15 protein-coding genes, 2 tRNA genes and 1 pseudogene are annotated in these 12838 nt (G+C 34.1%); 5 read left to right on the top strand and 13 right to left on the bottom strand.

Annotated elements, in window-relative coordinates:
• The first annotated feature begins 98 nt into the window (after window positions 1-98).
• On the top strand, window positions 99-1202 hold the full coding sequence (gene lptF, locus ACYH9I_RS05200; RefSeq protein ID WP_483559419.1) for an LPS export ABC transporter permease LptF: 1104 nt from the start codon (window positions 99-101) through the stop codon (window positions 1200-1202).
• Window positions 1189-2277 (top strand): LPS export ABC transporter permease LptG, encoded by a 1089-nt coding sequence (gene lptG / locus ACYH9I_RS05195; protein ID WP_483559418.1) that lies wholly within the window; start codon window positions 1189-1191, stop codon window positions 2275-2277. The genes lptF and lptG overlap by 14 nt, the downstream gene beginning before the upstream one ends.
• Before the next feature lie 85 nt (window positions 2278-2362).
• Here lptG and msrB read toward each other — a convergent pair whose 3' ends face one another.
• Genes msrB through msrA form a run of 3 tightly spaced genes read right to left on the bottom strand, consistent with a single transcriptional unit; the run spans window position 2363 to window position 3926 of the window.
• Entirely contained in the window at window positions 2363-2794 is a 432-nt protein-coding gene (gene msrB / locus ACYH9I_RS05190; RefSeq protein WP_483559466.1) for a peptide-methionine (R)-S-oxide reductase MsrB, read from the bottom strand.
• A 55-nt stretch (window positions 2795-2849) separates the two neighbouring features.
• Window positions 2850-3377 (bottom strand): cytochrome b, encoded by a 528-nt coding sequence (locus tag ACYH9I_RS05185; protein WP_483559417.1) that lies wholly within the window; start codon window positions 3375-3377, stop codon window positions 2850-2852.
• 15 nt (window positions 3378-3392) lie between these two features.
• Window positions 3393-3926: a peptide-methionine (S)-S-oxide reductase MsrA gene (msrA, locus tag ACYH9I_RS05180; protein WP_483559415.1), complete on the bottom strand. Its 534-nt coding sequence runs from the start codon at window positions 3924-3926 to the stop codon at window positions 3393-3395.
• Between the two features lie 167 nt (window positions 3927-4093).
• Here msrA and ACYH9I_RS05175 point away from each other — a divergent pair, with 167 nt between their 5' ends.
• Window positions 4094-4366, top strand: coding sequence for a DksA/TraR family C4-type zinc finger protein (locus ACYH9I_RS05175; protein WP_091346840.1), 273 nt, complete (start codon window positions 4094-4096; stop codon window positions 4364-4366).
• 64 nt (window positions 4367-4430) lie between these two features.
• Here ACYH9I_RS05175 and ACYH9I_RS05170 read toward each other — a convergent pair whose 3' ends face one another.
• Window positions 4431-5081, bottom strand: coding sequence for a DUF421 domain-containing protein (locus ACYH9I_RS05170; RefSeq protein WP_483559413.1), 651 nt, complete (start codon window positions 5079-5081; stop codon window positions 4431-4433).
• A 426-nt stretch (window positions 5082-5507) separates the two neighbouring features.
• On the opposite strand from ACYH9I_RS05170, the pseudogene ACYH9I_RS05165 reads away from it, so the two are divergent.
• Window positions 5508-5708 (top strand): annotated as a pseudogene (locus tag ACYH9I_RS05165) (transposase); the annotation flags it as partial.
• On the opposite strand, the gene ACYH9I_RS05160 reads toward ACYH9I_RS05165, so the two are convergent.
• The 9 genes from ACYH9I_RS05160 to erpA all read right to left on the bottom strand — a co-directional run bounded on the left by ACYH9I_RS05160 (window position 5705) and on the right by erpA (window position 11377).
• Window positions 5705-6229: a hypothetical protein gene (locus ACYH9I_RS05160; RefSeq protein WP_483559411.1), complete on the bottom strand. Its 525-nt coding sequence runs from the start codon at window positions 6227-6229 to the stop codon at window positions 5705-5707. The pseudogene ACYH9I_RS05165 and the gene ACYH9I_RS05160 sit on opposite strands and share 4 nt — an antisense overlap.
• A gap of 234 nt (window positions 6230-6463) precedes the next feature.
• Window positions 6464-7279 (bottom strand): hypothetical protein, encoded by an 816-nt coding sequence (locus tag ACYH9I_RS05155; protein WP_483559410.1) that lies wholly within the window; start codon window positions 7277-7279, stop codon window positions 6464-6466.
• 107 nt (window positions 7280-7386) lie between these two features.
• Entirely contained in the window at window positions 7387-8175 is a 789-nt protein-coding gene (locus tag ACYH9I_RS05150; protein WP_483559408.1) for a hypothetical protein, read from the bottom strand.
• Window positions 8165-9166, bottom strand: coding sequence for a hypothetical protein (locus tag ACYH9I_RS05145; protein ID WP_483559406.1), 1002 nt, complete (start codon window positions 9164-9166; stop codon window positions 8165-8167). The genes ACYH9I_RS05150 and ACYH9I_RS05145 overlap by 11 nt, the downstream gene beginning before the upstream one ends.
• Before the next feature lie 224 nt (window positions 9167-9390).
• A complete protein-coding gene (locus ACYH9I_RS05140; RefSeq protein ID WP_483559404.1) occupies window positions 9391-9807 on the bottom strand; it encodes a hypothetical protein in 417 nt (138 codons plus the stop codon).
• Window positions 9808-9978: 171 nt separating this feature from the next.
• Window positions 9979-10395 carry a hypothetical protein gene (locus ACYH9I_RS05135; RefSeq protein WP_483559402.1) on the bottom strand — a complete coding sequence of 139 codons (417 nt, stop codon included), beginning with the start codon at window positions 10393-10395 and terminating at the stop codon, window positions 9979-9981.
• A 247-nt stretch (window positions 10396-10642) separates the two neighbouring features.
• Window positions 10643-10718 (bottom strand) — tRNA-Gly (locus ACYH9I_RS05130).
• A 19-nt stretch (window positions 10719-10737) separates the two neighbouring features.
• Window positions 10738-10825, bottom strand: a tRNA-Leu gene (locus ACYH9I_RS05125).
• 213 nt (window positions 10826-11038) lie between these two features.
• Window positions 11039-11377, bottom strand: coding sequence for an iron-sulfur cluster insertion protein ErpA (gene erpA / locus ACYH9I_RS05120; protein ID WP_267332595.1), 339 nt, complete (start codon window positions 11375-11377; stop codon window positions 11039-11041).
• 158 nt (window positions 11378-11535) lie between these two features.
• Here erpA and hemL point away from each other — a divergent pair, with 158 nt between their 5' ends.
• Complete coding sequence (gene hemL / locus ACYH9I_RS05115) at window positions 11536-12828, top strand: glutamate-1-semialdehyde 2,1-aminomutase (protein WP_483559400.1); 1293 nt, start codon at window positions 11536-11538, stop codon at window positions 12826-12828.
• The last annotated feature ends 10 nt before the right edge of the window (window positions 12829-12838 follow it).

The raw sequence follows: 12838 nt of genomic DNA, 5'->3' as shown, positions 1-12838 counted from the left end.
TTTATCGGTTCAGTATTGGATAGCAACAAAAAGATAACTAAAACTAAGCAAATCAGATTATAATAACCCGATTTTGTACCAGCATATATAGGTAAATTGTGATAATTCGTCGATATTTAGTTAAAGAGACATTGAAAACCCAAGGGGCAATTTTATTTATTTTATTGTTGATTTTCTTTTCTCAAAAATTAATTAGAATTTTATCGAGTGCGATTGATGGTTCGATCCCGCATGAATTAATTATGCCATTGTTGGTGTTAGGTGTGTCAAATATGGCCGATCTTATTTTACCTTTAAGCCTGTTTCTTGGCGTTTTGGTAACTTTTGGACGGCTTTATTCTGATAGCGAAATGGTAGCTATGCATGCTTGTGGAGTTAAGAAGAATTTGACTTATCAAGTGGTGCTTTTTCTGTGTATTTTAACCTGCATATTAACGGCACTCAATTCACTTTGGTTTGGTCCTTGGTCTAACGTTAAGCAAGATCAACTACTTGCCAATGCTAAAATAAACCCTAGTTTAGCGGGATTGTTAGCTGGGCAATTTCAACAAACGCCTGATGGTAATTCGGTGATTTATATTGGTAATGTGGATAATAATAATTTAGAAAATGTGTTTATTGCTCAAATCAATCCAAAAACCAATCAACGCCCTTCCGTTATTATTGCTAATAAGGGAAAGACCGGACATGATGATGAAGGTAATCAAATCATCGCTCTTGAAAATGCCAATCGTTATGAAGGCACAGCACAATTGAAGGATTTTCGAATTTCAAACTTTCATAATTATTTAGGCATTATTAAACCCAAAGTGTTGTCAACCAATGAGGATACAGATAAAACTGATGTTCAACAATTGGGATTATTTGAGCTGGCAAGCACCAATACACCAAAAGCTACGGCTGAATTTTATTGGCGAATAACTTTGATTATTTCAGTGCCATTAATGGCATTTTTAGTGATTCCACTGAGCGTGTCTAACCCTCGCCAAGGGCGACTTGCACAAGTTTTACCAGCTTTACTGCTGTATTTGGTTTACTTTTTGTCGGCCAGCTCTATTAAGGCTAATGCAGGTAAAAGCCGTTTAGATCCCGAATTATGGTTTTATATTTTGAATTTAGGATATTTTGTGCTAGCGCTTATTTTGAATTGTTGGGATAACCTATTTATGCGTAAACTTCGCTTAAAATATGCGGCATCTTAAGGAGAAAAGCGTGTTTTCGATTTTAGATCGTTATATCGGTAAAACTATTTTAAGCACCATCGGTGTTAGCCTTTTTTTACTTATTAGTTTGTCGGGTATTATCCGTTTTATTGATCAGCTGCGAAAAATTAAAGTTGATTATGATGCGTTTTCTGTGGGGATTTATACCCTGTTAATGGTGCCAAAAGATTTAGAAGTGTTCTTTCCTATGGCAGCACTGTTAGGTGCTTTAATTGGTTTGGGCTTGCTGGCGTCACGCAGTGAACTAATTGTAATGGAAACTTCGGGCTTTAGCCGTTTTAAAATTGCGTTTGCAGTGATGAAAACTGCCTTACCATTGGTGTTAATTACCATGGCGATTGGTGAATGGGTTGCGCCAGTTAGCGAACAAACGGCACGTAATATGCGTTCTGAAAAACTGTATGGAAATTCGTTGATGGCTGAACAAGGCAGTCTTTGGGCTAAGGATGGTAATGATTATGTGTATATTGGGCATATAAATAACGATAATTCAATTTCAAATGTGTATATTTATTCGGTTGATCAAAATAAGTTGCAATCCATTACCCACGCTGCTTATGGTGTATATGAAAATGACGCGTGGAATTTGTCGCAAGTCGAAAAAAATGAGCTAACAGAGCCGAATAAAGTAGTGGGCTTTAATATGGTATCCACACCTTGGAAAACGAATATTACTCCCGATAAACTCAGTATTGTCGCGTTTGATCCAGAATCATTATCGGCTTCGGGGCTTTATCAATATTCGCAATACCTTAAAAGCTCAGGGCAAGATACCAAGTATTACGATTTACTATTTTGGAAAAAGATTATCAAGCCGGTTTCGGTGGCGGTGATGATGTTGTTAGCTTTATCGTTTATTTTTGGTCCGTTACGTAGCGTATCGATGGGGATTCGTGTGCTGATTGGCATTAGCTTTGGTTTCTTGTTTTATATTGCCGATAATTTGTTTGCCCAAGTCAGTATTGTGATGGGCATTTATCCTGTTATTGGATCACTTATCACTAGTTTTGTGTTTTTATTAATTAGTTATATTTTATTTAAACGAAAGAATTAATCTAACTATGTTTTTATTAATCCTATCATCTTTTGCTGAGATGATAGGATTTTTTGTTTTATGCGATTGTTTTGTCGCCTTTTATTTATGATTTATCAAACAGCTTTAAATATTGCCCATAACCTTCTTCTTCAAGCTCATCTTTTGGAATGAAGCGTAACGAAGCCGAGTTGATGCAATAGCGCAGTCCACCTAAATCTTTTGGTCCATCATTAAAAACATGACCAAGATGAGAATCAGCACTAACCGATCGAACTTCAGTTCGGCGCATACCAAAGCTGGTGTCTTTTTTTTCAACAATGTTGCCCTTCTCTATCGGTTTAGAAAAACTCGGCCAACCACACCCCGAGTCAAATTTATCTAACGAGCTGAATAGCGGTTCGCCCGATACGATATCAACATAAATCCCTTCCCGATAATTGGCGTTAAATTCGTTGTCAAATGGCGGTTCAGTGCCGTTTCGTTGTGTAATATGGTATTGCATGGGTGTTAATTTTGAGAGTGCTTTTTGCTTCATTGTATTTTCCATAAACCACCTTCATTATTTTATGTTATTTTTTAATTTATTTAGATTAATTACGGCTTAACATTGACTGTAATACTTTATCCTTAATCCAAAAATAATGAAACAAAGCTGCAACTATATGTACAATAAGTAAAACAGAAAGAAAATACGCGCTCATTTTGTGGGTTTGGTGAAATATCTGATAAGCCTTATTGGGCATATCAATAGCAGGAATAGAGATAATCCCAAAGACATCAAGCGATCGACTACTCATTAAATAACCTGAAAGCGGAACAATCATTAATAAAAGATAGATAACTCCTTGTATTGATTTTGACAAAATTCGCTGTAGTTTATGATCTTTTGGCAACACATTAGGCACCCCTTGCCGCTTAATCACTACCAAACGCCAAAATGTGATGCCAAAAATCAGCACACCAAAGGATTTATGCAATAAATAAATATTGGCCATCCCTCCTAAATAATGTGACAATGTCACTTTAAACGTAACCAGCAAAAAAGCAACTACAATTAATACCAATGTTAACCAATGAATCCATTTTTGTTTACTGCTATATTGTGGATAGTTTTGCATGATGAAGTCATCCTATTATTTATTATTTGTCCAATGCTCAGACAAAAAATGGGCTCGCCCTGATAATTGGTAATATCGATTATAATGTTGTGGCTGTTTAATGTAATAATTTTGATGGTCATCTTCAGCTAAATAAAAAGCAGTTGCAGGTTCAATGGCTACCTTAATTGGTTTATCAAAACATCCGCTTTCTTGTAAAGCTTGTTTCGATGCCAATGCCAATTGGTGCTGAAATTCGTTATGATAAAAAATAACTGGACGATAAGAATTCCCCCTATCAGCAAATTGACCTTGTGAGTCAGTCGGATCAATTTGGCGCCAAAAGATATCAAGAAGCTTTTTATAACTGATAATTTTAGGATCGAACGTGATTTGTACCGCTTCAGTATGGCCAGTATGACCAGCACAAACTTGCTGGTAGGTTGGGTTGACAACATGTCCTCCCGTATACCCCGACACCACATTAATAACCCCATCATACTGATCAAACGGTTTAACCATACACCAAAAACAACCACCGGCAAACGTTGCTTGTTCATATTGTTGCATAATAACCTCCTGATTTTATAATGTTTAACAATGAATCTATGTGTTGCTTAACACTAGCTTTATCATTCACATTAAAATGATCGGCCATTACCTAGCATATTACTTGAAAAAGTATAAAAAAACACCATTTTATTTATCAACTATTTCAGTTATAGAAGGAATTGTTTATGGCAAGTGGATGGGCATCTGACGATGCGGTTAATCAACAAATTGAAGGCACCATTGCTGATGCTATTGCAATCGCAAGACGACAACTTAATCACGGTACCACTAGCGCAGATTTTTGTATTGAGTGTGGAGAACCTATTGCCGAAGCCAGAAAAGCAGCATTACCCGGAGTGCAATATTGTCTGTCTTGCCAACAAGAAATCGATAAGCAATTAACCAAAGCATCAAGCCTATATAATCGCCGTGGCAGTAAAGATAGCCAACTGCGTTAATTAGTCAGTGGATATAAATTAATTGAGTTGAAAATGGGTGGACCTCAGTCCACCCTAAAAATGATTATTTTTTACCTTCACGAACTGCATCATAAGGATAAATAATCAACTTATTATCAAACCATTCAGCGCAAAAAATATCTTCTATTTTTTCGTAACCTTGTTTGGTGATCTCGCGTTTAACCCAATCTTCATCTTTGTTAAGCTGCTTAAGATTATCCTGACTAATTGCACCATTTTCAATAATGAGCACAGCAATATCTTTATCACCTTTTTTGATAAGGGTTAAAGAACCATTGAGTTCATACCAAACTTCTTTTAAGTCACCAAATGAGGGAATGCCTTGAATGTTAACTAATGTTTCAAAATCCCTTACTGGTAAGTTTGCTTTAATAAAATTATCCGTTATTAAATGGCCATTTTTAACTAATTGAATTGGTTTACCATCAATTGTGTCACGTAAACGTGAATTTTTAGATTTGATAAATCGAATTAAAACAAGCAACCCCGCCCAAATTGCAACTAATCCAGACGCTTCCCAAGGTGACACTGTTGGGCTAAGCAACGCGCCCCCAACTAGCGCACCAATGACCATACTACCAACCTGATCGAGCTGCGACATTGGTGCAATTTGACTCTTTCCTGATAATTTGACATAAATAAGTAAAATAAATATAGCTAATAAAAATTTTGGTGCCATTTCTAATAAATACATGTCCTTCCTCCAAGCTAAACATTATATGTTGAACTATAATTCCAAAATGCAAAATCAATAGAAACTTCTGTATCGAAACGGGTAACAATTTATATAAAACTGGTATAGCTTTTATTTAATTGACAATCAATATGTATCGGTTTTATGACTAAAATTGGGTATGATTATTAATATAACTTATTGATTGTATTTTACTCTAAAATTTAAACAAGTTATAAGATTATTACTTTGATTGCGATAATTAATTTCTATTATGCAATGCGATTTTACATAATGAGATATTAAGCGATTGTAATAGCTAAAATACGATTAATTATTACTTAAAAAATCGCTCGCATTATGCGTGCAAATTATCGAAAACACTTTAATCCCCCACATTTTTAGCTATTCCCTAAAATAGCACAGCAAAAAAAGAAAAAGTTCTCTATGATAAAAGAAAAAGAGGATTGCAACGTCAAAAAGATGACAGAACACCAAATCGTATCGATATTAAAAAAAGCAGAAGCCGGCATTCTCGTTAAAAAACTTTGTCGTAAATATGGCATGAACAACTCGACTTTTTATAAATGGCGAGAAAAATACGGTGGTATGGAAAGCTCAAATATCAAACGCTTAAAAGAGATTCAATCAGCAAAAATAAACTCGATATTATCAAATATCCATTGAGCAATTTGCATAACGTCTTGTTCAGGGATATTACTACTTTTTAACTCAAAGGAACTGTTGTAGTAAATCCATTTTAGACGTCCATTTGACTCAAAAATTTTATGCTTAGCCGAAAGTGTTCCTAATGTTTTTGGTCCTTCAATATAAGTAAAATGGGGGGCTGAATTATCACATAAACTTTGAATAAAAAGGTATTGTGTGAAACGATTACTAACATCATTAGTCAAAAGATAAATATTGATTTCAGCTTCACTAGTAATATCGCGATCATACTTTTCATTAGTTTTTGATATTGTTATTTTTTTATCTCGGGCAAAAATAGTATTATGTATTTCATCCATATATTCCTTTTCAATAATAGTTTTTATATTATAAACATTATCACTTTTTAATTTTAATACAGGTTGCTTATCTAATGCTGAGCCAATATTTATCTGTTTAATTTGTTTATGGGGATGCAAAAGAAGTCCAGACAATCCCAAAATTTTATCAGCCGCTGCTATTCTATGATCTCTATTAATATAAAGTTGTATATCAGAGAATGTTGAAAAATAATCATACTCTTTTTTAGACGGTTCATTTGAAAATATAACATCTTGTTTTTTTTTGTTACAAATGTCATTTCGCTTTCTTGTTTTGGGTAAAATATTAGATTAGCATTTACATATTGTAAAGATAATATTGCTCCGAAAACAAATACCAAAAATGTTATATTTTTACCAAATAACATCAGTTACTCCTTTACAAGGATAGCCACAACTATGTTCAAATTTTTTATATTCGCCTTTGCAAGCTTTTTCCATTATATCAACTGTTAATGGTTTACTTGTTAATGACTCAGGAAATGGGTCATTATGTATCTGATTAGCACTAATATCTATCACTGCTTCCGCGTATTGTAATAGAGATTTATTTCCAACATATGATCCAATTGTAGCATCTAAAATAGTATAATTTTTTTCCAATCTGATAATGATATGATTGCTAAAATAAGTTCGCAACTTACGTTTTGTCTGATGGCTATATAATTTATGTGCAATCGCTTCCCCCAAAGCTAAACTTTTATAAAAAGGATTGTTGCATTTACCAATACCGACTAAATTAGTTGTGTTAATATACCCAACTGGTTTAATATAAATCCAGTCAGTTTTAATTCCCAATGCGCCACACAATGATTGAATAGCGCCACTTTGGTCATAGCAATTGACCTTTTTAATTTTTTTTAAAAGATATTTCCTTAGATGTATATCGCCGCCATCAGAACAGTCGTTTTTATTCCACCAGTGCTCTTTTTCCATATAACTGTATGCCCCATTTACAGCCTCATAAACCATCCCATGTTCACTGTGACAATATTTAGTTATTTTCCCTGCTGAAACAACAGTGTCTTGGTCATTATTAATATCTGTATTTTTGAATAAAAAACGCAATACCTCAACCCAAACACCTTTCTTATAAAATTTAGCTGGCTCATCATAAAGTACAAAAGCCTCAAGTGGTATTTTTTCAGGAAAAAGACTATTTTTTGTCATAGCTGTATCATTATCTTCGTACTCTAACGAAAATGTCGGGGATATTAACCAACTAATCTGGTCTATATCATCCTCAAGAATAACTGATTCTTCATCTTTTATTAGTATTAATCAGCAAAAGTAAACTCGATATTATCAAATATCCATTGAGCAATTTGCATAACGTCTTGTTCTGCAAGGTTTACATACCATATTTTGAAATTACTATTATGAAAAAGCGCAATAATATTCCCTTCCGTTTCTGACTCTTTATTCATAAGGGAAAAAGTTCCCAACTCCGCTTTATTATATGCAAAACGCCCAGAGGAATTATCAGTATTTAAACTGCGAATAAAATTAAATTTAGCCATAAAGTTTGCATCTTCTATAAATAAAAGTAGTATTTCAATTTCAACAAATTGGTCAGAATCTTTCATAGATACCTTATCTTTGGGTAGCACCCCTAACGCGACTCTTTTTGCCAATTTTTTATTATTTAAATTGTCAACATATTCTGTTTCCATTATTTGTGCAATTCGATAATTACTACCATTTATAGATTCAGTTGATAATTTTTCAGCTATATGTGTATTTAATGACATTTGCTTAATTTGTTTATCTTCAGATTGTTGTAAAAAATCTGAAAAATTAAATATATTATTATTTTTAATGATTTTTTTGTTTTGGAAATAATCTAAATAAGCTTTTATATTAGAGTTTGTTAGTTTGTTTAATGTAATACCAAATTCTTGAGAAAAAAATTGTTCTTGTGTTAATTCTATTGTTTCTTTTGTTACAACAACGGCTGACATAATATTTTCCTCTGGTGCTATATTGGCTAATGCTAATGATGAATTGGATAAGTTAACAACAAAACAAACCATCCCCAAAATAAATAAATTTTTTTTACCAAACAATTTTTGATGCTCCTTTTAGAGGATAACCTCTAGTATGTTCATGACCTTTATATTTACCCTTGAAAGACTTTTCTATAGCTTCAAGTGTTAAAGGCAATTCAGTTAATGGTTTTGGATAAACAAATTCCTCTGGCGGTCTCCGCTCTCCAAGAATTTTGGCAATTCTTTGATTAAATTTAAAATTAACTTTTATATCTAACACTTCATTAGCATATTCTAGTACTGATTTATCTCCAATATAAGGACCGATTGTCGCATCTAAAATAATTCCTGTTTCCTTTAATCTAACAAATACATGATTGTCAAACGCCATTCGTATAGTCCCTTCACCCGGCTTACCAAATAATCTAGATTCAACTTTATTGCTATTATTAGATTTATAAAAAGGGTTATTACAGCTTCCAATTCCAACTAGGTTTGTCGTTTTTATATAACCAACAGGTTTCATATAAATCCATTTAGATATAATGCCTAATGCACCACATAATGACTGCACTGCCGCAGCTTGATCGTAACAATTTACAATATTTTTCTTTTTTGTAGAACCGAATAAGCCATACTTTGTCTTCGATAAATATCCCCTTAATCCAAACTCTCCCTTGTTTGACTCGTCCATAAAATAAGGTATATGAAAGTCAAAGGAAAAATAACTGCTCTTCCCATTTACAGCCTCATAAACCATCCCATGTTCACTGTGACAATATTTAGCTATTTTCCCTGCTGAAACAACAGTGTCTTGGTCATTATTAATATCTGTATTTTTGAATAAAAAACGCAATACCTCAACCCAAACACCTTTCTTATAAAATTTAGCTGGTTCATCATAAAGTACAAAAGCCTCAAGTGGTATTTTTTCAGGAAAAAGACTATTTTTTGTCATAGCTGTATCATTATCTTCGTACTCTAACGAAAATGTCGGGGATATTAACCAACTAATCTGGTCTATATCACCCTCAAGAATAACTGATTCTTCATCATCTTTTGCTGGCAAACTAAATTCGTTCGAGATAAATTTTTTGTTACCAAATGAAAGGATTAATTTAGCCTTGTTTCCAGATAACGTAAATTATCAATTTGTGATAATGATAAATAAAAACCCTTTAACAAGGCACAATCAACTAAAACATACCAATAATTCTCACTCGGAGCATCTGGTATAAAGGGTAATAACAAAAACGGCATACCGGTAACCTAATATTAAGTTAAAATAAATTTCTATTCTTCAACTCGACTTGGCTTTAATGGTCTTGTGGTTGAAACATAAATATCCCAGGTTTCCATTTCAGGGATATCGCTGACGGTTTTATCACAAGAAATGGACACATGCCAATATTCCGAAGGTATATTCCACAATTTTTTATGGGGATCATATTCTGCCCATTTAGCTTTGATTGGCACTAAGCACCTATAAACAATAATTCTTAAATCGGGCTCTGATGATCTCCAGTGAGTATTGTGTTCTTTATTGTATGCTTCGACAACTTCAATTGCTTTATCATTAATATATTTTAAACCATGAATTAGCTCATTACCGTAATGTTTCTGTACATCCGTTAGAACATGTGAATGTGCATAATTTGTTATCAAACTAAAGAAAAAAAACAAAATCATTGTGTTTATAGATGTTTTCATATTATTTATCCTATTATAAGTTTTCCCACATATTTGCCATCGCTGTCTGATCTATTGCTAATTAAATAGTGATATAAATCATTCCATTTTTGTATTTCATAACAGGTAATACATCCTTCCGATAAATTCCCTACATGAATAAATATTGACTCCGCAATAATTGGCTTATTCCTATTTTTTAACTTGACTTGGATCTAATGGCCTTGTGGTTGGAACATAAATATCCCAGGTTTTTCTTTCGGGAATATCGCTGACGGTTTTATCACAAGAAACTGACACATACCAATATTCCGAAGGTATATTCCACAATTTTTTATGAGGATCATATTCTGCCCATTTAGCTTTGAGTGGCACTAAGCACCTAGCAACAATAATTCTTAAATCGGGCTCTAATGACTCCCAGTGAGTATTGTGTTCTTTATTGTATGCTTCGATAACTTCAATTGCTTTATCATTAATATATTTTAAACCATGAATTAGCTCATTACCATAATGTTTCTGTACATCCGTTAGAACATGTGAATGTGCATAATTTGTTATCAAACTAAAGAAAAAAAACAAAATCATTGTGTTTATAAATGTTTTCATATTATTTATCCTATTATAAGTTTTCCCACATATTTGCCATCGCCGATTGAATACAAAAGAAATCGATGACCTTATCTTTTTGGTACTAAAAAGTGTGGACATACCATTATTATATTCCAAAAAATACAGAAATTTTTCAGTATGAATTGGAGCTAAATTTTTTAGTATCACCGAGAAAGTAAAATTATATTCAAACATTGATATAACATGTTTTGCAGATTCTAATATATTTAGATCTATTTTACATTGGAGCGGGAAACGAGGTTCGAACTCGCGACCCCGACCTTGGCAAGGTCGTGCTCTACCAACTGAGCTATTCCCGCGTAAGAGGTGTTTGTTGAATGGTGCCCGGGGCGAGACTTGAACTCGCACGGCCAAAAAGGCCGAGGGATTTTAAATCCCTTGTGTCTACCGATTTCACCACCCGGGCTCAAAACTTACTACCGAAAGGTAATTGCGTTTTGAATGCTGTGCATTTTACCCATCTTAAATTTGCCGTCAACAAAAAAATTTAAATTATTATCTAACTGCTCAATGTTTGTCACATTTTGTGGGTTTATTCATCTATCCCGCTTAACAGTTAAAAATTCTGATGTGTTGCTTAGCAATAATTATTAGCGTTCTAAAAAATCTTAAATATGACTTAAACACTAAAAGATGAACCACAACCACACGTTGTTGTTGCATTAGGATTATCAACCACAAAGCGAGAACCTTGTAAGCCTTCTACATAATCGATTGTGCCACCAACAAGATATTGTAAGCTCATGGGATCGATAACTAGTGCTACGCCATTTTTTTCGATAGCTAGATCATCTTCATTTACCTTTTCATCGAAAGTAAACCCATACTGAAATCCACTACAGCCACCACCAGTTATGTACACCCTTAATTTTAAGTTTGGGTTTTCTTCTTCTGTTACTAGTGATTTTACTTTATTGGCTGCTGCATCAGTAAAGTTGATTGGTAAAGCATCGCTCATATTCTTCTCCTAATATATTGATCTTTGTATTATATACCCTTGCTAAATGAAAATACAAAATAGAAAACTTCTATCGAATAAATTTTGTTAGTTGGCTTGAATTTATTTTGATTTTATGAATAAATACAACAAATTTTTATAGAGAGATCATCTCAGTTATGCAAAACAATTTCAAATCAGAAAAGCTTTATCATCAAGCACTATCCGTTATGCCTGGTGGCGTTAATTCACCTGTTCGTGCATTTAATGGTGTGGGTGGTACGCCTTTATTTATTGAGCGCGCAAACGGTGCATATATTTATGATGTGGATAATAAAGCTTATATTGATTATGTCGGTTCTTGGGGGCCGATGATCCTTGGGCATAACGATCCCGATGTTGCCAATGCGGTAATTAATGCGGTGCGTAATGGTTTAAGTTATGGAGCACCAACCGAAATTGAAACCAAAGTTGCCAATTTAGTGGCACAATTAATGCCTTCTATTGAAATGGTGAGAATGGTAAATTCGGGAACCGAGGCTACTATGAGCGCCATTCGTGTTGCTCGTGGTTTTACAGGGCGCGATAAGATTATTAAATTTGAGGGTTGCTATCACGGACATGCCGACTATTTGTTAGTTAAAGCAGGATCTGGTGCCCTTACGTTTGGTCACCCAACTTCCCCTGGTGTACCTAATGATTTTGTTAAGCATACCTTAGTTTGTGATTATAACAATTTAGAGTCAGTCAAAAAGCAATTTGAGCAATATCCTAACGATATTGCTGCCATTATTATTGAACCTGTCGCCGGCAATATGAACTGTGTACCGGCCAAAAAAGAGTTTTTACAAGGCTTGCGTGAACTTTGTAATCAGTATGGTGCTTTATTGATTATTGATGAAGTGATGACGGGGTTTAGAGTCGCGCTTGGTGGTGCTCAAGATTATTATGATGTAGTGCCCGATTTGACTTGTTTAGGAAAAATTATTGGTGGCGGTATGCCTGTTGGGGCATTTGGTGGTCGTGCGGATATTATGATGCAATTAGCACCAACTGGTCCAATATACCAAGCAGGAACCCTTTCAGGTAATCCTGTAGCAATGGCAGCTGGATATGCAACGTTAACGAAGTTGATGGAAGTCGGTATATATCAGGAGCTAGAAAATAAAACTGCAGCACTTGCCGATGGTTTATTAGCAGCAGCTAAAAAGTATAATGTGCCATTAGTGGTGAATTATGCGGGGGCGATGTTTGGGGTATTTTTTACAACTGCTTCCGAAGTGACCAGTTATCAAGATGTGATGCGGTGTGATGTTGAATTATTCAAAAAATTCTATCATCATATGCTAACGGAAGGTGTTTATTTTGCACCGTCAGCTTTCGAAGCGGGATTCATGTCACTTAAACATACAGATAAAGAGATCAATCACACAATTGAGGCTGCAAGTCGTTTTTTTAGTAACTTAGCTTAAAAATATGACA

The sequence above is a fragment of the Gilliamella sp. X-23 genome, assembly GCF_057063545.1.
Note: the sequence above shows the minus strand (reverse complement) of the source record. Positions and strands in the feature narration are given on the sequence as shown.

Bases quoted from the DNA above. Each gene is read 5' to 3' on its own strand.
- lptG (WP_483559418.1), top strand. From the start codon at position 1,189: ATGCGGCATCTTAAGGAGAAAAGCGTGTTTTCGATTTTAGATCGTTAT.
- msrB (WP_483559466.1), bottom strand. From the start codon at position 2,794: ATGAAGCAAAAAGCACTCTCAAAATTAACACCCATGCAATACCATATT.
- ACYH9I_RS05185 (WP_483559417.1), bottom strand. From the start codon at position 3,377: ATGCAAAACTATCCACAATATAGCAGTAAACAAAAATGGATTCATTGG.
- msrA (WP_483559415.1), bottom strand. From the start codon at position 3,926: ATGCAACAATATGAACAAGCAACGTTTGCCGGTGGTTGTTTTTGGTGT.
- ACYH9I_RS05175 (WP_091346840.1), top strand. From the start codon at position 4,094: ATGGCAAGTGGATGGGCATCTGACGATGCGGTTAATCAACAAATTGAA.
- ACYH9I_RS05170 (WP_483559413.1), bottom strand. From the start codon at position 5,081: ATGTATTTATTAGAAATGGCACCAAAATTTTTATTAGCTATATTTATT.
- ACYH9I_RS05155 (WP_483559410.1), bottom strand. From the start codon at position 7,279: ATGACAAAAAATAGTCTTTTTCCTGAAAAAATACCACTTGAGGCTTTT.
- ACYH9I_RS05140 (WP_483559404.1), bottom strand. From the start codon at position 9,807: ATGAAAACATCTATAAACACAATGATTTTGTTTTTTTTCTTTAGTTTG.
- ACYH9I_RS05135 (WP_483559402.1), bottom strand. From the start codon at position 10,395: ATGAAAACATTTATAAACACAATGATTTTGTTTTTTTTCTTTAGTTTG.
- erpA (WP_267332595.1), bottom strand. From the start codon at position 11,377: ATGAGCGATGCTTTACCAATCAACTTTACTGATGCAGCAGCCAATAAA.
- hemL (WP_483559400.1), top strand. From the start codon at position 11,536: ATGCAAAACAATTTCAAATCAGAAAAGCTTTATCATCAAGCACTATCC.